The sequence below is a fragment of the Pseudomonas sp. DW-iso3 genome (assembly GCF_058725305.1).
On sequence record NZ_JBZXDZ010000003.1, the window covers coordinates 311,508 to 330,609 of the forward strand.

The window sequence follows — 19,102 nt, forward strand, 5'->3', positions numbered from 1 at the left end:
TGTGGGAGTGGGCTTGCTCGCGAAGGCGGTGTGTCAGCCATACATGTAGCGACTGACACACCGCCTTCGCGAGCAAGCTCGCCCCCACACTCGATTTAGGGTGCTCCGGTGAATGCAGTGTTTATTGGGGATATGGCGCCAAAACCCTGGGTTTGTGGCAAACTTCGCGGTTATAAATGCCGGGATCGTCGTGAAGGGCTGCGACGCGATGGAATAAAGCGATGCCAGTTTGATGTCCGCTGGGCGGGATCGAACTACTTATAGTTTGGTACGACGGTACCAATATCTTCTGCCTGACAGATTTAGAGGAACGACCGTGCATAACGTCGTCATCAGCGGCACTGGCCTGTACACCCCGGCCAACAGCATCTCCAACGAAGAGCTGGTGCAGTCTTTCAATGCCTACGTGCATCAGTTCAACAGCGACAACGCCGCCGCCATCGAGCGCGGTGACGTGCAGCCGCTGACTGAATCCAGCGCAGCCTTCATCGAAAAAGCCTCGGGCATCAAGAGCCGCTTTGTGATGGACAAGGACGGCATTCTCGACCCGCAGCGCATGGCCCCACGCCTTCCCGAGCGCAGCAACGACGAATGGTCGGTGCTCTGCCAGATGGCCGTCGGCGCCGCCGAACAAGCCCTGCAACGCGCGGGCAAGACCGCCGCCGACATCGACGGGGTGATCGTCGCCTGCTCCAACTTGCAACGTGCCTACCCGGCCATCGCCATTGAAGTCCAGGAGGCCCTGGGTATCGAAGGTTTTGGTTTTGACATGAACGTGGCGTGTTCCTCGGCCACCTTCGGCATCCAGAACGCGGCCAACAGCATCCAGCTGGGCCAGGCGCGGGCGATCTTGATGGTCAACCCGGAAGTCTGCACCGGCCACCTGAATTTCCGCGACCGCGACAGCCACTTCATCTTTGGTGACGCGGCAACGGCCGTGGTGCTGGAGCGCGCCGACCTGGCGACTTCCGAGCATCAGTTCGACGTGGTGAGCACCAAGCTGCTGACCAAGTTCTCCAATAACATCCGCAACAACTTCGGCTTCCTCAACCGCGCCGCGGAAGAAGGCATCGGCGCGCCGGACAAGCTGTTCGTGCAGGAAGGCCGCAAGGTGTTCCGCGACGTGTGCCCGATGGTGGCCGAGCTGATCGGTGTGCATTTGGAAGAAAACCAGCTGAACGTGGCCGATGTGAAGCGCTTCTGGCTGCACCAGGCCAACCTGAGCATGAACCACCTGATCGTGAAGAAACTGCTGGGCCGCGAAGCCTCGGTGGAAGAAGCGCCGGTGATCCTCGATACTTACGCCAATACCAGTTCGGCGGGCTCGGTGATCGCCTTCCACACCTATCAGGATGATTTGCCCAAGGGCTCCGTGGCGGTGCTCAGCTCGTTTGGCGCGGGCTATTCGATCGGTAGCGTGATCCTGCGCAAACGCTAAGACAATCGAGGTCTTGAATGGCAGCAGCGGACGACGCGCACCTGCTTGAACGGCTGCTCAAGGGTGAGCAGCGGGCCTACAAGGAACTGGTCACCACCTACCAAAGCGCCATGCGGGCGGTGGCCTACGCCATCGTCGGCCAGCGTCACGCCGACGAAGTCGTGCAGGACGCCTGGCTGTCGGTGGTGCGCAACCTGGCCAAGTTCGAAGGGCGTTCCAGCCTCAAGACCTGGCTGCTGACCATCACCGCCAACGCCGCCAAGGGGCGCTACAAGCAGAATCGTCGCGAAGTGTTGCTCGATGACCTGCCTTCGCCCCACGGTACCCTTGGTGATGACCGTTTCTCCCCCGATGATGGTCACTGGGCCGTTGCCCCCTACGCCTGGCACCAGGACACCCCGGAAGCCCTGCTGACCGAGGATGAACTGCGCAAATGCCTGGAGCATACGTTGCTGAGCTTGTCTGAGTTGCAAAGCAGCGTGCTGGTGTTGCGTGAGCGCCAGGGGCTGGAGTTGGAAGAGATTTGTAATCTTCTGACGCTGTCGCTCTCCAATGTCCGTGTGCTGTTGCATCGAGCGCGGCTTAAAGTCTTCGCCACGGTGGAGCATTTTGAGGAAACGGGCGAATGTTGACCTGTAAAGAACAAGTGGCACGTTCCAGTGACTATCTCGATGGGCAATTGACCTTTCGCGAGCGTCTGCTGGTGCGTCATCACTTGATGTTCTGCCCGAACTGTCGCCGGTTTATCCGCCAGATGCGCCTGATGCAGGCGACGCTGAAGATCATGCCGGATGAGCCGGTAGAGGGTGTGGAGGCCTTGGCGCAGCGTCTGGCTGACGAGCGGCTCAAGCATCACAAAGACGGGGAATAAGCAGGCTCGCGTGGGTAGAGCGAACGGATGATGGGGAGCGATCCACCCACGCAAGACGGGTTCTGCCACCTCGGGCCGTCCTGGCCCAAGGTTTTCAACACTGAGCGTTAGAACTTGGCTTCTGCATCGAGCTGCAGGGTGTTGGTGTTCGCATCACGCTGGGTGCGGCTGGCGTAGTCGGCCTTGGTCAGGAAGTAGGTGGCACCGAGAGCGAAGTTCTTGTCGATGTCGTAGCTGACCTTCATCTTATGCCCGCGCGAACCGGTGGTGCCGTTGGCGAAGTCCGAGTCGGTGAAGGAACCCACCACGGCATTACGTTGAATGTCGCGGTAGTTGTAGTCCAGGTTGAAACCGAACACCTTGGACTTGGCGCCGATCAGCCAGGCGGTGTCCTGGTCGGTCACGGCATCGTTGTTTTTCACGTACTGGCCGTAGAACGCCAGCGGTACTGCCAGGCCGCCGATGTCGGCTTGGGCAAAACCTTCATACAAACGGAACTGGTTGTCGGCCGAGTTACCGTTGACCGCCAGTGCGCAAGGCGTGGTGGTGGTTGTGCAACGGCTGTCCTTGTCGTTCTGGTAGGCGTAGACGCTGCCGCCCAGGGTCATTTTCAGGTTGTCGGTGACCGAAAAGCGCGTCCCCAACTGGCCTGAGGTCAGGCGCAGGTCGTGGCGGAATTGCACGCCGTCGCCGTCGACGTTGTCCTTGAGGTTGTAGTTACCGAGGCTGCCGAACAGCTCGGCACTGCTGCCCAGTGGGTATTTGTAAGTCAGGGCCAGGCCTTCAGGGTTGATGTCGCTATCCCAGATGACGTCGCCCATGCTCACCCACGGTTGCAGCATTTTGCCGCCGATCACGTGCAGGTTCTTGATCTGGTCCGGGTGATAGTCGATGTAGCCGAGGTCCAGCCAGATCGACTTCTTGTCGAAGTAGTTGTCCTGGTCCTGGTTGGTCGAACGAGCATCGTCGCTGCTGCCGGTGGCAATGCGGATGCCCGTGTCGACTTGCGAGTTGATCTCGGTGTAGGCGCCCAGGCGGGCACGGATGCGCTGACGGTCCTTGTCGCGGCCGCCATTGTTGGATTCGCCCTGGATCTTCACGGTTTCCTGGCGGAAACGTACGTCACCCTTGAACTGAGTCTTGGCCGCCCAGGCCAGCTTCTGGTCGAAGCTGCTCAGCTCGTTGGTTTTCTTCGCGGTGGCCGCGATCTGTTCGTTGGTCTCTTGTTGAGCTTGCCGTGCGATCTGCTGTTCTTTCTGGTCTTTGGCCAGTTCGCTTTGCAGTTCGGTGTACTGCGCTGCGGTGATCTGGCCGTTGGCCTTGAGCATGTCGAGCAATTTAGCGTCGACTGCAGCGCTGGCTGGAACGCTCAGGGCCAGTAACAGGCCGCCGCACAGAACCGCCGCAGTTTTAGTGGAAGCAAGACGCATATCAATCTCCGAAAGTGAGGAGGGATGGCTAACCATCCAGGACACAACCGACCGATGACGGACGGAAAAATAGCCGCCGGGTAGAACCAGGCGCTCTAAAAACAGGCGTCAGTATCACGATCGTTTATGACGGAGCAGTGGCGAAGTGATGTCATCTAGATGACAAATTTTTCATGTTCGGAACTATTGGTTTAGTGCCTTGTCGCGCGAAACGGGGGTGTGCCAAGGCCGGCAATCAGCGATACTCGCCAGGCTTTCACGCCCCCAAACCAGTGAGGATGCCGATGCCGTTGCAACGCCTGGACAGCCTGTCCGAAATCGCCCCGCAAACCTGGGATGCACTGGTGCCACAGGCCCAGCCGTTCGTGCGGCACGCGTTCCTGAGCGCATTGGAAGACAGCGCCAGCCTGGGCCCGCAATCGGGTTGGCAGCCGGAGCATTTGTTGCATTGGGAGGGCGATCGGCTGGTGGCGGCGCTGCCCAGTTACCGCAAGTGGCATTCCTACGGCGAATATGTGTTTGATCACGGTTGGGCGGATGCCTGCGAGCGGGCTGGCATTGAGTACTACCCTAAGTTGCTGACTGCCGTGCCTTTCAGTCCGGTCAGTGGGCCACGCCTGCTGGCGGCGAGTGCAGACGAGGGTTTCGAACTGCTGAAAAGCCTGCCGGGTTACCTGGAAATTGAAGGCCTCTCCAGTGCTCACATCAACTTCACTGACGAGCTGGCCGACGCCGCGCTGGCCCAACATCCGGGCTGGCTGCAGCGCCTGGGCTGTCAGTTTCACTGGCAGAACCGGGGTTACCGCGACTTCCAGGACTTTCTCGATGCGCTGAGTTCGCGCAAGCGCAAACAGATGCGCAAAGAGCGCGAACAAGTGGCGGGGCAGGGCATCGACTTCGAGTGGCTGCGCGGCCACGAACTGAGCGAGGCGCAGTGGGATTTTGTCTACGCCTGCTACGCCAACACCTACGCTATCCGCCGGCAATCGCCCTACCTGACTCGCGCGTTCTTCAGCCTGCTGGCCGAGCGCATGCCCGAAGCGATCCGCGTGGTACTGGCCAAACAAGGCGCACGCCCGGTGGCCATGGCCTTCAGCCTGATCGGCGGCGACAGTTTCTACGGTCGCTACTGGGGCTGCCTGGCGGAGTTCGACCGCCTGCATTTCGAAACCTGTTTCTATCAAGGTATGGACTACGCCATTGCCCACGGCCTGCAACGCTTCGACGCGGGGGCCCAGGGTGAGCACAAGTTGATTCGCGGGTTTGAGCCGGTGATTACACGGTCATGGCACTACCTGCGCCATCCGGGTTTGAAGAATGCCGTGGAGGATTTCCTCGAGCGTGAGCGGGTGGGGATCGTGGCGTATGCCGAGGAGGCGAGGACGGCCCTGCCTTATCGGCAGGTGTAACGCTCGGGTCCCGCTGTAGGAGCGTGCTTGCTCGCGAAGAACCAAGACCCCACGTAAAACCAGACCGCCCGCGTTATCCTTGACGTTTTTCGTGAGCACGCTCGCTCCTGCAGGGGGGGGCTAGGTCGGTTCCTCCTTGCCCAGCCAGCGGTAGGTGACACCACCGATTACCGCGCCCAGGATCGGCGCGAGCCAGAACATCCACAATTGCTGGATCGCCCACCCGCCGACGATCAGGGCCGGACCGGTACTGCGGGCCGGGTTGACCGAGGTGTTGGTCACGGGAATGGAGATCAAGTGGATGAGTGTCAGCGCCAGGCCGATGGCGACGGGCGCAAGGCCCGGCGGGGCACGGCGGTCGGTGGCGCCGAGGATGATCACCACGAACATGGCGGTCATTACCAGCTCACAGACAAACCCCGCCACCATCGAATAACCGCCGGGCGAGTGCTCGCCATAGCCGTTGGACGCCAAGCCCGACGCCAGTTCGAACCCCGGTTTACCACTGGCAATGAAATACAGCAGCGCAGCGGCGATCGTACCGCCGACCACCTGCGCCACGATGTACGCCGGCAGTTCCCTGGCCGGAAACCGTCCGCCCACGACCAGCCCTACCGACACCGCCGGGTTGAGGTGACAACCGCTGATATGCCCGATGGCGAACGCCATGGTCAGCACCGTGAGCCCGAATGCCAGGGACACACCCAACAACCCGATCCCGACTGCAGGAAACGCTGCGGCCAACACCGCACTCCCGCAACCGCCCAACACCAACCAAAACGTACCTAACCCCTCTGTGATTGAACGCTTGAACAAAGACATGCAACCCGTCCTTGATAGATCGCTCTACCGGATCTGTAAATCAGTGATGCTCCCTGCAGATTTACTTCAGCGCCCGTCTGGGCACTGCACTGATTACAGCACGGTTGCGGCACAAATCCAGAGCATGAAAAAGCGCCAGGGGCCGATGAGTTCGCAAGCCTGGCGCTGAGCGAATGTGGGAGCGAGCTTGCTCGCGAATGCGGAGTGTCAGTCACTGGATGTCTTGACTGATCCAACGCATTCGCGAGCAAGCCCGCTCCCACATTTTTGATTGTGTATAAGCTCGGAATTGTCAGTCGATACCGACAAACCCACCCGTCTGATGCTGCCACAACCGCGCATACAGCCCGCCATGGGCGAGCAATTCGGCGTGGCTGCCGCTCTCGGCAATCTGGCCTTTCTCCAGCACCACCAGGCGATCCATTCGCGCAATGGTCGACAACCGGTGTGCGATTGCGATCACCGTCTTGCCCTGCATCAGGGTTTCCAGACTCTCCTGAATGGCGGCTTCCACTTCCGAGTCCAGCGCGGAGGTGGCTTCGTCCATGATCAGGATGGGCGCGTCCTTGAGCAGCACGCGGGCAATGGCGATACGTTGGCGTTGGCCGCCGGAGAGTTTTACCCCGCGCTCACCGACATGCGCGTCCAGTCCGGTGCGGCCCTCGGAGTCCGACAGCAGCGGGATGAACTCATCGGCGCGCGCCTTGTGCACGGCGGCCCAGAGTTCTTCATCGGTGGCGTCCGGTTTGCCGTACAGCAAGTTGTCGCGGATCGAGCGGTGCAGCAGCGACGTGTCCTGGGTGATCATGCCGATCTGTTCGCGCAAACTTTCCTGGGCAACGTCGGCGATGTTCTGGCCGTCGATCAGGATGCGCCCACCTTGCAGGTCGTAGAGGCGCAGCAGCAGGTTGACCAGGGTCGACTTGCCCGCACCGGACGGGCCGATCAGGCCGATCTTTTCACCGGCCTTGATCTCAAGGTTGAGGCCGCCAATGATCCCGCTCTTCTTGCCATAGTGGAAATCCACCTGCTCGAAGCGCACTTCGCCATGGGGCACGCTCAGGCGCGGGGCATTGTCGCGGTCGATCACGGCCAGCGGCTGGGCGATGGTCTTCAGGCCGTCCTGCACCTGGCCGATGTTTTCGAAAATGCCGTTGACCACCCACATGATCCAGCCGGACATGTTGACGATACGGATCACCAAACCGGTGGCCAGTGCAATCGCGCCCACCGAGATCAGCGACTGCGTCCACAACCACAGCGCCAGGCCGGTGGTAGTGACGATCAGCAGGCCGTTCATGGTGGTGATCACGATGTCCATGCTGGTCACCACGCGGCTGGCCAGCTGGGTTTTTTCGGTCTGCTCGATGATCGCTTCCTTGGCGTATTCCTGCTCATAACGGGTATGGGCGAACAACTTCAAGGTGGTGATGTTGGTGTAGCCGTCGACGATGCGGCCCATCAATTTGGAGCGCGCTTCGGAAGAAATCACCGAGCGTTCCTTCACCCGTGGCACGAAGTAGCGCAGCGCCAGGCCGTAGCAAATGATCCAGGTCACCAGCGGGATCATCAGACGCCAGTCGGCTTCGGCAAACAGCACCAGGGAACTGATGGCGTAGATCGCTACGTGCCAGATCGCATCCACCGCCGCCACCGCAGAGTCGCGCAGGGAGTTGCCGGTTTGCATGATGCGCTGGGCAATACGCCCGGCGAAGTCGTTCTGGAAAAAATTCAGGCTCTGCTTGAGCACGTAACTGTGGTTCTGCCAGCGGATCAGGCTGGTCATGCCGGGGCTGATGGTCTGGTGCACCAGCAGGTCATGCAGGGCGCCGAAGATCGGGCGCAGCAGCAAGGCGACCACGGCCATCCAGATCAGCTCGGTGCTGTGAACCTGGAAGAAGTCTGCGGGCGGCGTGCCCTGGGCCAGGTCGATGATGCGACTCAGGTAGCTGAACAGCGCGACTTCGATCAGTGCACCGATCAGGCCCACCACCAGCAAGGCGGCGAAGTGCGGCCACACCTGGCGCAGGTAGTAGAGGTAGAAAGGCAGGACTTTGTCGGGCGGGGCGGCGCTGGGGGCGTCGCGGAAAATATCGATCAGTTGTTCAAAACGACGATAGAGCATTAGGTATGACCCGCGTGGCGGGCTCTCCTTTCAAATGCGCGCGCGGCCTTGTGGGCTGCGCGCGGAACTACCTGCTACCTCAGTCGATGCGCTTGGCCGACTTGATGTACACAGGATCGATTGGCACGTTCTGCATGCCCTGCTTGGTAGTGGTCTGCGAATTGACGATCACATCAACCACGTCCATGCCCTTGACCACCTTGGCGAATACGGCGTAACCGGCATCACGACCCGGGTCGAGGAAGGCATTGTCGGCGACGTTGATGAAGAATTGGCTGGTGGCCGAGTTCGGGTCATTGGTGCGCGCCATGGACAGGGTGCCACGTACGTTATGCAGGCCGTTGCTGGCTTCGTTCTTGATCGGGTCCTTGGTTGGCTTTTGGGTCATTGCCTGGGTGAAACCACCGCCCTGGACCATGAAACCTGGGATTACGCGGTGGAAGATCGTGTTGGTGTAGAAGCCGCTGTCGACATAGGCCAGGAAGTTCTTGGTGCTGATCGGCGCTTTGACCGGGTCCAGTTCGATCTCGATGTCGCCATTAGTGGTGGTGATCAATACGTGGGGCGCCTTGGCTGGCTCGGCGGCCATCAGGTTGGCGGCGAACAGAACAGAACCGGCAAAGAAGGCGATTTTTTTCAGCATGGGTCAGTGATCCTGGGTAGTGGTTTCGACTGTCTTTAGAAAATCGAGCAAGGTTGCGTTAAAGACTTCGGGTTGGTCCAAGGGCGTGGCATGGCGGGAATCCTCGATCACCACCAGTCGCGCATTGGGTAGCAGTTTTACATAGTTTTCTTTCTGCGCCACAGGGGTGTAGTCATGGTCGGCGCTGATGACCAGGGTTGGACAGGTGATTCTGGAAAGTCGTTCCTGCACGCCCCAGCCCACGATTGCATCGAAGCTGGCGAGATAAGCACGTTTGTCGTTTTTTGCCCAGCGTTCGGCCATCTTGCGGCGCAGGTCGGCCTGCTGCGGCTTGGGAAACAAGCGGTCGCCCAGCGCCTTACCAATGGTGGCCAGGCTGAATACACGTGCCAGGCTCCAACGTTTAGCCCATTGCCAGTAGTCATCGGCACTGCGCACCTTCACCTCCGGTGCGCTGTTGACGATGCACAGGCTCTTGACCTGTGCGGGTTCATCCACCGCCAGTTGGAATGCGATCATGCCGCCCATGGACAAGCCCACCACGTGGGCGGCTGGCAGGTCCAAGTGTTCGATCAGCGCCAGCAAATCCAAGGTGAAGCCCTGAATGCTGTAGCGTTCTCGCGGTTTGTCCGAGCGTCCGTGACCCCGTACATCCACCACGATCAGGCGGTAATGCCTGGCCAACACTGGAATCTGCAGCTCCCAATCCTGGCTGCTGGAGCCCAGGCCGTGGATCAGGATCAGCGGCGTACCGTGGCCGTATTCCTCATAGTGCAGGCTGCATCCTTCGTGGTCGAACCAGGCCATGCATGAACTCCGTTTCAGGCTTGCTGAGGGGCGGCGAAAGGCGCGTCCAGCGGGGCGGTGTCAAAGGTGCGCAGCAGTTCCACAAGGATCTGCGTGGCGGGCCCCAGGGGTTTGTCCTTGTTTGAGTACAGGAAGAACGTGGGGTGACGGCTGCCGCCCTGTTCCAAGGGGAGTTGCTTGAGCACGCCTTCGGCGAGTTCGCGTTCGATCATGTGTCGGGGCAGCCACGCAAAACCCAGGCCGCTGCCCACGAAGGCGGCGGCGGTGGCCAGGCTGCCGACGGTCCAGCGTTGCTCGGCGCCGAGCCAACCCACATCCCGGGGTTGCTGACGGCCGGAATCGCGGATCACCACTTGCATCTGGCTTTCCAGGTCCTGAAAGCTCAGCTCGCGATTCAAACGGTGCAAGGAATGCTCGGGGTGTGCCACGGCGACAAATTCCACATCGCTCATTTCCGTGCCCAGGTAACCCGGGATGCTGAAACCGGAAATCGCCAGGTCGGCTACGCCTTCCATCAGCAACTCTTCGACACCCGACAGTACCTCTTCACGCAGGCGCACACGGCAACCCCGGCTCTGCGGCATGAACGCGGTGAGCGCGCGCACCAGGCGTGCGTTCGGATAGGCCGCATCCACCACCAGCCGCACCTCGGCTTCCCAACCTTGTTCCATATGGTGCGCGAGGTCTTCCAACTGGCTGGCGTTTTTCACCAGTTGCCGGGAACGGCGCAACAGCACTTCACCGGCGTCGGTGAGTACCGCTTTGCGCCCGTCGATGCGCAGCAGCGGCACACCCAGTTGGTCTTGCATGCGGGCCACGGTGTAGCTCACCGAAGACTGCGAACGGTGCAGCGCTTCAGCCGCCTGGGCGAAGCCGCCATGGTCGACCACGGCTTGCAGCGTGCGCCATTGATCGAGGGTAACGCGGGGCGCTTTCAAGATGGGTTCCTCTTGTCCTAAGCTGACAGTCCTTATTGGAGACTGCCGAATGAGAAAATTCTGTTGTGTGTTGCTGGCACTGCTGCCGCTGAGCGCATTTGCCTACCCCATCGACGTGACCAAAAAGATCGACGGCGTCAGCATCGATTACACCGCCTCCGACGTGGACGGCGATATCAGTTCGATTCAACTCAATAACTACGGCAAGCAAGACGCGGTCTGCTCGGTAATCTTCACCAACGGCCCGGAATCGCCGCGTCGCCGTACGGTCACGGTGCCGGCGGGCAAAAGCACCAACACCACGGTCAAGTTCAACCGCGCCATCATCAAGATGCGGATCGCCCTGTCGTGTGCGCCGAAGTAACCGAGCAGCGGAGCATGCTCCGCTTATAAACAAATTTATAGATGGGTTATAGCAGTTTTTTGCGCTTTTTAATCGAATTGGCTATGTTTAATCTTCACTCCATCGCCTTACAGCAACTTCTGATGGAGCCTACAACGCCATGTCCAATGTTCTGATCATCGAAAGCAGCGCCCGCCAGCAGGATTCGATTTCCCGCCAACTGACCCAGCAATTCATCAGCCAATGGCAGGCCGCCCATCCGGCTGATCAGATCACTGTGCGTGACGTGGCCCTCAACCCGGTCCCACACTTGGACGCCAACCTGCTCGGCGGCTGGATGAAGCCCGCGAATCAACGCAACGACAGCGAGCAGGCGTCCCTGGACCGCTCCGATGAGTTGACCCACGAACTGCTGGCCGCCGACGTTCTGGTGATGGCCGCACCGATGTACAACTTCGCCATCCCCAGCACCCTTAAAGCCTGGCTGGATCACGTGCTGCGCGCAGGTGTGACCTTCAAATACACCGCCACCGGGCCACAGGGCCTGCTGACCGGCAAACGTGCCATCGTGCTCACGGCGCGCGGCGGCATCCATACCGGTGCCAGCTCCGATCACCAGGAACCTTACCTGCGCCAGGTCATGGCCTTTATCGGGATTCACGACGTCACCTTCATCCACGCCGAAGGGGTGAACCTCAGTGGTGACTTCCAGGAGAAGGGCATCAACCACGCCAAAGCGCTGCTGGCCCAGGTCGCCTGATCCGTTAATCGTCAGATAATCCCGCGATGGTTATCTAGTGCCACGCAAACCCTTCAAGTACGCGTAACAGACCTCCCTTTGCACTTTCTGCTCCTGAGTGCTCCTGCCCGACTGCCGCTTTAGCGAGGTCGGGTTTTTTTTGCCCCGAGTTTCTTCAACCGCCGAAAACCTTTAATGTCCCGCCCATTCGAAACGAGGCGCGCATGGGCTACTTACTGGTTGTCACCCTGATTCAGGCATTTTCCTTCAGCTTGATCGGCGAATACCTCGCCGGTCACGTCGACAGCTACTTCGCCGTGCTGGTGCGCGTGGTGCTGGCTGGGTTGATCTTCATCCCGCTGACCCGCTGGCGCTCGGTGGAGCCGGCCTTCATGCGTGGCATGCTGGTGATTGGCGCGCTGCAGTTCGGGGTGACCTACGTGTGCCTATACCTGAGCTTTCGCGTGCTCACGGTGCCGGAGGTGCTGCTGTTCACCATCCTCACGCCGTTGCACGTGACCCTGATCGAAGACGCCCTAAACCGCCGCTTTAACCCTTGGGCACTGATCGCCGCATTGGTGGCAGTGGCGGGCGCAGCGGTGATCCGCTTCGACCAGATCACCCCGCACTTTCTCGGCGGCTTCCTGCTGCTGCAGTTGGCCAACTTCACCTACGCCGCCGGGCAGGTGATGTACAAGCACTTGGTGGCGCGCTATCCGAGCGATCTGCCGCATTACCGGCGCTTTGGCTACTTCTACCTGGGTGCTTTGTTGGTGGTATTGCCGGCGTTCCTGCTGTTCGGCAAGGCCAACTTCCTGCCCGATGCGCCGCTGCAATGGGGCGTGCTGGTGTTCCTTGGGTTGGTCAGTACTGCGCTGGGCATGTACTGGTGGAACAAGGGCGCCTGCCTGGTGCAGGGCGGCACCCTGGCGGTTATGAACAACTTACATGTACCGGTGGGCTTGCTGCTCAACTTGCTGATCTGGAACCAACACGAACCGCTAGGGCGGTTGGCCTTGGGCGGGTTGGTGATTTTGGCGGCGGTGTGGATGAGTCGGTTGGGTGTACGCAAGGCGCCAGCGCCACGCTGACGCCCTTGCAGGAGCAAGCCGGTAAGCGCTGTTAACTTGAATGCTGTTCGATGGCCGGCAAATGACTGGCCCCCAACACCGCCGGCAACACCCCCGCACGCAAATCATTCCCACTCGGCTGCTGATACAGGCTCAAGCCAAATTCCGGCAATACCGCCAGCAGGTAGTCAAAAATATCCCCCTGGATACGCTCGTAATCCGCCCACGCCGTGGTGCGGGTAAAGCAGTAGATCTCCAGCGGGACGCCTTGGGCGGTGGTTTGCATCTGGCGCACCATGCAGGTCATGTTCGGCTGGATGTCCGGGTGGCTCTTCAAGTACGCCAGGGCGTAGGCGCGGAAGGTGCCGAGATTGGTCATGCGCCGGCGGTTGGCCGACAGTTGCGCGCTGTGGCCCTGGGCTTCGTTCCAGGCCTTGAGCTCGGCCTGCTTGCGCCCGATGTAGTCAGTCAGCAGGTGCACCTGGGTCATGCGCAGCTCTTCGTCGTCGCGCAAAAAGCGCACGCCACTGGCGTCGATGAACAGGCTGCGTTTGATCCGTCGTCCGCCGGAAGCCTGCATGCCGCGCCAGTTCTTGAACGACTCGGACATCAGGCGCCAGGTGGGGATGGAGACGATGGTCTTATCGAAGTTCTGCACCTTGACCGTGTGCAGGGTGATGTCTACCACGTCGCCATCGGCGCCGACCTGGGGCATTTCGATCCAGTCGCCGACCCGCAGCATATCGTTGCTGGTCAGTTGCACGCTGGCGACAAACGACAACAGCGTGTCCTTGTACACCAACAGGATCACCGCCGACATGGCACCAAGGCCCGACAGCAGCAACAGTGGCGAGCGATCGATCAGGGTGGCAACGATGATGATCGCGCCAAACACGAACAGCACCATCTTCGCCAACTGCACGTAGCCCTTGATCGAGCGGGTGCGCGCGTGTTCGGTGCGAGCGTAGATATCCAGCAGGGCATTGAGCAGGGCGCTGGTGGCCAGCACCAGGAACAGGATGGTGATTGCCAGGGCCACGTTGCCGATGAACAGGATGGCGGTCTTGCTCAGGTCGGGCACCAGGTACAGGCCAAACTGGATCACCAAGGACGGCGTCATCTGTGCCAGGCGATGGAAGACCTTGTTGTGCCGCAGGTCGTTGAGCCAGTGCAGCGCCGGTTGCCGGCCGAGCAGTTTGACGGCGTGGAGGATGAGGTAACGTGCCACTCGTCCGAGCAACAGGGCCACTACCAGCAACACCAGCAAGCCGAGGCTGGCATGCAGCAGCGGGTGTTCGTCGAGGGCGCCCCAGAGGTCTTGGACGTTGAGCCAGAGCTGTTTGATATCCATGGGTGAAACCGATTCTTCTATAAGACAACACGGGGCGATTAGAGCATTTAAGTGCAACAAAGTTGATGACATGGACAAATGCCCTGACAAAAAAGCGGCTGATTAGCACTGTTCGCGTAAAGAAACTCGGTTTGGACGCCCGAAACCGGTAACCTATGCAGCTGATTTTTTGTATTTCTTCGAGGTAGCACCCGTGTTTTCCCAATTCGCCCTGCACGAACGCCTGCTCAAAGCCGTGGCCGAGCTTAAATTTGTCGAGCCTACGCCTGTGCAGGCAGCGGCCATCCCGCTCGCGCTCGAAGGGCGTGACCTGCGGGTGACAGCTCAAACCGGTAGCGGCAAGACCGCCGCTTTCGTCCTGCCTGTGCTGAACCGCCTGATCGGCCCGGCCAAGGTTCGCGTGAGCATCAAGACCCTGATCCTGCTGCCGACCCGCGAGCTGGCTCAGCAGACCCTGAAGGAAGTCGAGCGCTTCTCGCAGTTCACCTTCATCAAGTCCGGCATCATTACCGGCGGTGAAGACTTCAAGGTCCAGGCCGCCATGCTGCGCAAGGTGCCGGACATCCTGATCGGCACCCCAGGCCGCATGATCGAGCAACTCAACGCCGGCAACCTCGACCTCAAGGAAGTCGAAGTGCTGGTGCTGGACGAAGCCGACCGCATGCTCGACATGGGCTTTGCCGACGACGTCCAGCGTCTGGTGAGCGAGTGCGTCAATCGCCAGCAGACCATGCTGTTCTCCGCCACCACCGGCGGTTCGACCCTGCGTGAGATGGTCGCCAAGGTGCTGAACAACCCTGAGCACCTGCAGGTCAATAACGTCAGCGACCTGAACGCCACCACGCGCCAGCAGATCGTCACCGCCGATCACAATGTGCACAAAGAGCAGATCCTCAACTGGCTGCTGGCCAATGAGACCTATCAGAAAGCCATCGTGTTCACCAACACCCGCGCCGCCGCCGACCGCATCTACGGCCGCCTGGTGGCCCAGGAATACAAGGCATTCGTGCTGCACGGCGAGAAAGACCAGAAGGACCGCAAACTGGCCATCGACCGCCTCAAGGCTGGCGGTGTGAAGATCCTGGTAGCCACCGACGTGGCCGCCCGCGGCCTGGACGTCGACGGCCTGGACCTGGTGATCAACTTCGACATGCCCCGCAGCGGCGACGAATACGTACACCGTATCGGCCGTACCGGGCGTGCCGGCAACGATGGCCTGGCCATCTCGCTGATCTGCCACGGCGACTGGAACCTGATGTCGAGCATCGAGCGTTACCTCAAGCAGTCGTTCGAGCGCCGCACCATCAAGGAAGTCAAAGGCACCTACACCGGGCCGAAGAAGGTCAAGGCGTCGGGCAAGGCCGTGGGTGTGAAGAAGAAAAAGACCGACGCCAAGGGTGACAAGAAGAAAACCGGCGCCAAGTCGCCGACCAAGCGCAAGATCGCCAATCGGCCGAAGACCGACAACCTGTCGCTCGTCAGCAAGGACGGCATGGCGCCTCTCAAGCGCCGCAAGCCGGAAGCCCCGGCTGCCGAATAAGGCTTGAGTGATGTGAAAAAACCGGACAATTGTCCGGTTTTTTTATGCCTTCAGTTTTTGGCCTTGGCCGCTGCTTCCTTGAGTTCCTTCAGACGAGCGTCGATCAACTGGCACTTGTCGGGGAATTCCGCACTTTCGGTGTCCAGGTCCATCTTCTGCAGTTCATCGTTCATTTCCTTGGCCTTGGTCGGGTTCTGCTCGGTCAACTTGGCCACTTCCTGGGCCAGTTGCTCGCGCTTGGCCGTGGCCTCGTCCGGCGTACAGGCCCAGGCGGGCAGGGCGGCCAACAACGTGGCCGCGAGCGTCAGGTTCATCAGGGTTTTCATGGGTGGACCTCCTTGGCAGGGATATTCAGTGGAGGTCGCCGATACCCGGAAAGTTCACGGGAATGACGCTCGTCTCCTGGGCTGAACGGCCAGTGATGCGGCGGGTCACACCTTTAACGGGCTACCTTCCATCCGCCCGCAGGAGGAATCAGGATGACGACTTACAACTGGGATCTGATCGAACGTCTGCTGCACGAAGTGCAGAACGGCGAGGGCAGTTTCGCTCCGCGCAAATACGCCGAGCAGGAAGCGGCCGAGAAGGCCACGGCGGGCGAGTCCACCGGCAATCTGGACGCGCTCAAGAAGACGGCTGCGGATTATGAAGCGCTGCTGTTCAAGCGCGGTTTTATCGAGTCGCGCCCTGAAGACGAGGGCGGCAATGGCGAGAATTTCATCCTGACCCCGCTGGGCGCGCAGTTGCTGGCGCTGATCGACAGTTCGATCCCTGGCAATGACCACCCGCGCCAAGTGCTGGATGAGCAGCCCGATGCGCTGGACCCGGCGACCTTTGCCGAGGTGGCTTCCAAGGCTCAGATCGCCTGATCGACGTCACGCCCTGGCACAGTCGCAACGTCGGGGCGAAACTGTCAGATCGGTAATCTGTCGCTAAGCTGGCTGACAGCCAGCCCTGCCTACTCTGCTGCCATTCAACTCATGGAATTGAATCGGCATGCACTCCAACACTACCCGACGTACCTTCGTCAAAGGCCTGGCTGCCGGAGGCTTGCTGGGCGGGCTCGGCCTTTGGCGCAGCCCGGTCTGGGCCGTGACCAGTCCGGGCGAACCCACGGTGCTGGCAGGCACCGAGTTTGATCTGTTCATCGACCAAACCCCCGTCAACCTCACCGGCCGCCACCGCACTGCGCTGACGATCAACGGCAGCCTGCCCGGCCCGCTGCTGCGCTGGCGCGAAGGTGACACCGTGACCTTGCGCGTGAAAAACCGCTTGGCCGAACCGACGTCGATCCACTGGCACGGCATTCTCCTGCCGTCGAATATGGACGGCGTACCGGGCTTGAGCTTCAAGGGTATCGAGCCGGGGGGCGTGTTTGTCTACCAATTCACGGTCAAGCAGCACGGCACTTACTGGTACCACAGCCATTCCGGGTTCCAGGAACAGCAGGGCGTGTATGGCCCACTGGTGATCGACCCGAGAGAGCCCGAGCCCTACACCTACCAGCGCGACTACGTGGTGATGCTGTCGGACTGGACCGACGAAGACCCTGTCGCCTTGATGAAAACCCTTAAGAAACAGTCCGACTACTACAACCTGCACAAGCCCACCATGGGCGACTTCGTGCGGGATGTGGGCAAGCAAGGCTGGTCGGCCACGATTGCCGATCGCCTGATGTGGGCGCAGATGAAGATGAACCCCACGGACTTGGCCGATGTCAGCGGCGAGACCTACACCTACCTGCTTAACGGCCAGCCGTCGGAGCGCGACTGGACGGGTGTGTTTCAGGCGGGCGAGACAATCCGTTTGCGCTTTATCAACGGCTCGGCAATGAGCTACTTCGATGTGCGCATTCCGGGGCTGAAGATGACCGTGATAGCCGCCGATGGCCAGCCCGTGCAGCCGGTGGGCGTCGACGAGTTCCGTATCGCCGTGGCGGAGACCTTCGATGTATTAGTCGAGCCGACGGCCGAGGCCTACACGCTGTTCGCCCAGTCAATGGACCGCAGTGGTTATGCCCGCGGCACGCTTGCCAGACAAACCGGGGCGACGGCCCCCGTACCGGCACTGGATCCGCGACCCTGGATCACCATGGACGACATGGGCATGGGCGGCATGGACCACGGCGCCATGGCGGACATGCCGGATATGGCGGGCATGGATCACAGTGCCATGTCGATGCAGGCCCATCCTGCCAGCGAGCAAGACAACCCGCTGGTGGATATGCAGGCCATGAGCCCGGTGCCCAAGCTCGACGACCCCGGCATCGGCCTGCGCAACAACGGCCGGCGCGTCCTGACTTATGCCGACCTGCGCAGCACCTTTGAGGACCCTGACGGGCGCGATCCCAGTCGCACGATTGAACTGCATCTCACCGGTCATATGGAGAAATTCGCCTGGTCCTTCAATGGCGTGAAGTTCTCCGATGCCGAGCCGTTGCAACTGGCCTATGGAGAGCGGGTCAGGCTGGTGCTGGTTAACGACACGATGATGAGTCACCCCATTCACTTGCACGGTCTGTGGAGTGATCTGGAAGATGAAAACGGCCAGTTCCAGGTGCGCAAGCACACCATCGATATGCCCCCGGGCTCACGGCGCAGCTACCGAGTGACTGCCGACGCGCTGGGGCGTTGGGCCTACCACTGCCATCTGCTGTACCACATGGAAATGGGCATGTTCCGTGAGGTGCGCGTGCATGAATGAGGACGCAAGCATGAGCCGTCGAATTTCACCTGTTTTGCTTGCGCTGGCGTTTGCTCCGCTGGCGCAGGCCGACGAGTTCCAAGGCATGAGCCCAGCGACACCGGCGCTCACCGAAAGTCGCACACCGATTCCCGTGTTGACTGACGCTGATCGTGCTGCGGTCTACAACGCGCCCGGTGGGCACCGTGTCCACGACCATGGCATCAACTCGCTGCTGCTGATCAACCAGTTGGAATGGCAGGGCGGCGAGGGCGACGGCGCGCTGAACTGGGATATTAAGGGGTGGGTCGGTGGTGATATCGATCGCCTATGGCTACGCAGTGAAGGCGAGCGCAGTGCCGGTCGCACCGAAAGCGCCGAAGCCCAGGCGTTGTGGGGGCATGCCATCAGTCCCTGGTGGGACGTGGTCGGCGGCGTGCGCCAGGACTTCAAACCAGGGGACGGCCAGACCTGGGCGGCGTTCGGCGCCCAGGGCATGGCTCTTTACAACTTTGAAGCCGAAGCCACGGTATTTGTCGGTGAGTCTGGGCGTACCGCTGCGCGGTTGGAGGGCGATTACGACTTCCTGCTGACTAATCGGCTGATCCTGCAGCCCACCGCCGAACTCAACTTGTATGGACGCAATGATCCGCAGCGCGGCGTCGGTTCGGGCCTGTCGGACAGTGAGTTGGGCCTGAGACTGCGTTACGAAGTACGCCGCGAATTTGCGCCGTATGTGGGCGTGACATGGCATCGCAGCTACGGCCAAACCGCGCAATACGCCCGAGATGACGGCGAAGACACGAACCAGGTGCGCTGGGTCGTGGGTATGCGCTTGTGGTTCTGACGTTTTTATTTTTCCTATAACTCGCCGCCATGAGCGGCCTGGAGCCT

The 19,102-nt window shown here is 60.6% G+C and carries 19 protein-coding genes; 11 read left to right on the plus strand and 8 right to left on the minus strand.

Translation table 11 applies throughout. The features are described 5' to 3' along the window. The first annotated feature begins 316 nt into the window (after nt 1–316). From AC4PS7_RS10540 to AC4PS7_RS10550, 3 genes are read left to right on the plus strand one after another with little or no spacing between them, the layout of a single operon-like run. The gene (locus tag AC4PS7_RS10540) at nt 317–1,438 is read left to right on the plus strand and encodes a beta-ketoacyl-ACP synthase III (RefSeq protein ID WP_010208605.1); all 1,122 of its coding nucleotides are present in this window, start codon (nt 317–319) and stop codon (nt 1,436–1,438) included. A 17-nt stretch (nt 1,439–1,455) separates the two neighbouring features. Next, a complete protein-coding gene (locus tag AC4PS7_RS10545) occupies nt 1,456–2,070 on the plus strand; it encodes an RNA polymerase sigma factor (protein WP_010208606.1) in 615 nt (204 codons plus the stop codon). After that, nucleotides 2,064–2,309 carry an anti-sigma factor family protein gene (locus tag AC4PS7_RS10550; RefSeq protein WP_010208608.1) on the plus strand — a complete coding sequence of 82 codons (246 nt, stop codon included), beginning with the start codon at nt 2,064–2,066 and terminating at the stop codon, nt 2,307–2,309. Before AC4PS7_RS10545 ends, AC4PS7_RS10550 begins: the two co-directional genes overlap by 7 nt. Before the next feature lie 107 nt (nt 2,310–2,416). Here the strand turns inward: AC4PS7_RS10550 and AC4PS7_RS10555 are convergent, their stop codons facing one another. After that, nucleotides 2,417–3,739: a putative porin gene (locus AC4PS7_RS10555; RefSeq protein ID WP_492179398.1), complete on the minus strand. Its 1,323-nt coding sequence runs from the start codon at nt 3,737–3,739 to the stop codon at nt 2,417–2,419. 284 nt (nt 3,740–4,023) lie between these two features. Between AC4PS7_RS10555 and AC4PS7_RS10560 the strand changes: the two genes are divergently transcribed. Beyond that, complete coding sequence (locus AC4PS7_RS10560; protein WP_010208611.1) at nt 4,024–5,148, plus strand: GNAT family N-acetyltransferase; 1,125 nt, start codon at nt 4,024–4,026, stop codon at nt 5,146–5,148. 120 nt (nt 5,149–5,268) lie between these two features. On the opposite strand, the gene aqpZ is transcribed toward AC4PS7_RS10560, so the two are convergent. From aqpZ to AC4PS7_RS10585, 5 genes are all read right to left on the minus strand, one after another. Further along, on the minus strand, nt 5,269–5,970 hold the full coding sequence (aqpZ, locus tag AC4PS7_RS10565) for an aquaporin Z (protein ID WP_021490887.1): 702 nt from the start codon (nt 5,968–5,970) through the stop codon (nt 5,269–5,271). 292 nt (nt 5,971–6,262) lie between these two features. Then, a complete protein-coding gene (locus tag AC4PS7_RS10570; RefSeq protein WP_010208613.1) occupies nt 6,263–8,095 on the minus strand; it encodes an ABC transporter ATP-binding protein in 1,833 nt (610 codons plus the stop codon). Nucleotides 8,096–8,174: 79 nt separating this feature from the next. Further along, complete coding sequence (locus tag AC4PS7_RS10575; protein WP_010208614.1) at nt 8,175–8,738, minus strand: peptidylprolyl isomerase A; 564 nt, start codon at nt 8,736–8,738, stop codon at nt 8,175–8,177. A 3-nt stretch (nt 8,739–8,741) separates the two neighbouring features. Then, on the minus strand, nt 8,742–9,545 hold the full coding sequence (locus tag AC4PS7_RS10580) for an alpha/beta fold hydrolase (RefSeq protein ID WP_042571888.1): 804 nt from the start codon (nt 9,543–9,545) through the stop codon (nt 8,742–8,744). 14 nt (nt 9,546–9,559) lie between these two features. Beyond that, nucleotides 9,560–10,483 (minus strand): PA3225 family LysR-type transcriptional regulator, encoded by a 924-nt coding sequence (locus AC4PS7_RS10585; protein ID WP_010208617.1) that lies wholly within the window; start codon nt 10,481–10,483, stop codon nt 9,560–9,562. Between the two features lie 49 nt (nt 10,484–10,532). Here AC4PS7_RS10585 and AC4PS7_RS10590 point away from each other — a divergent pair, with 49 nt between their 5' ends. The 3 genes from AC4PS7_RS10590 to AC4PS7_RS10600 all read left to right on the plus strand — a co-directional run bounded on the left by AC4PS7_RS10590 (nt 10,533) and on the right by AC4PS7_RS10600 (nt 12,656). Next, nucleotides 10,533–10,847 carry a hypothetical protein gene (locus tag AC4PS7_RS10590; RefSeq protein ID WP_031290415.1) on the plus strand — a complete coding sequence of 105 codons (315 nt, stop codon included), beginning with the start codon at nt 10,533–10,535 and terminating at the stop codon, nt 10,845–10,847. Between the two features lie 139 nt (nt 10,848–10,986). After that, entirely contained in the window at nt 10,987–11,586 is a 600-nt protein-coding gene (locus tag AC4PS7_RS10595) for an FMN-dependent NADH-azoreductase (RefSeq protein ID WP_042571887.1), read from the plus strand. Nucleotides 11,587–11,789: 203 nt separating this feature from the next. Further along, nucleotides 11,790–12,656 carry a carboxylate/amino acid/amine transporter gene (locus AC4PS7_RS10600; RefSeq protein ID WP_010208622.1) on the plus strand — a complete coding sequence of 289 codons (867 nt, stop codon included), beginning with the start codon at nt 11,790–11,792 and terminating at the stop codon, nt 12,654–12,656. A gap of 31 nt (nt 12,657–12,687) precedes the next feature. Here the strand turns inward: AC4PS7_RS10600 and AC4PS7_RS10605 are convergent, their stop codons facing one another. Then, on the minus strand, nt 12,688–13,986 hold the full coding sequence (locus AC4PS7_RS10605) for a mechanosensitive ion channel family protein (RefSeq protein WP_021490884.1): 1,299 nt from the start codon (nt 13,984–13,986) through the stop codon (nt 12,688–12,690). Nucleotides 13,987–14,179: 193 nt separating this feature from the next. On the opposite strand from AC4PS7_RS10605, the gene AC4PS7_RS10610 reads away from it, so the two are divergent. Next, entirely contained in the window at nt 14,180–15,526 is a 1,347-nt protein-coding gene (locus AC4PS7_RS10610) for a DEAD/DEAH box helicase (protein ID WP_010208624.1), read from the plus strand. Nucleotides 15,527–15,576: 50 nt separating this feature from the next. Here the strand turns inward: AC4PS7_RS10610 and AC4PS7_RS10615 are convergent, their stop codons facing one another. Then, nucleotides 15,577–15,852 (minus strand): hypothetical protein, encoded by a 276-nt coding sequence (locus AC4PS7_RS10615; RefSeq protein ID WP_010208625.1) that lies wholly within the window; start codon nt 15,850–15,852, stop codon nt 15,577–15,579. Nucleotides 15,853–16,005: 153 nt separating this feature from the next. Between AC4PS7_RS10615 and AC4PS7_RS10620 the strand changes: the two genes are divergently transcribed. The 3 genes from AC4PS7_RS10620 to AC4PS7_RS10630 all read left to right on the plus strand — a co-directional run bounded on the left by AC4PS7_RS10620 (nt 16,006) and on the right by AC4PS7_RS10630 (nt 19,055). Further along, nucleotides 16,006–16,395, plus strand: a complete 390-nt coding sequence (locus AC4PS7_RS10620) for a hypothetical protein (protein ID WP_010208626.1) — start codon at nt 16,006–16,008, stop codon at nt 16,393–16,395. A gap of 127 nt (nt 16,396–16,522) precedes the next feature. Next, nucleotides 16,523–18,229, plus strand: a complete 1,707-nt coding sequence (locus AC4PS7_RS10625) for a copper resistance system multicopper oxidase (RefSeq protein ID WP_106120374.1) — start codon at nt 16,523–16,525, stop codon at nt 18,227–18,229. Nucleotides 18,230–18,239: 10 nt separating this feature from the next. Beyond that, a complete protein-coding gene (locus AC4PS7_RS10630; protein ID WP_045791762.1) occupies nt 18,240–19,055 on the plus strand; it encodes a copper resistance protein B in 816 nt (271 codons plus the stop codon). The last annotated feature ends 47 nt before the right edge of the window (nt 19,056–19,102 follow it).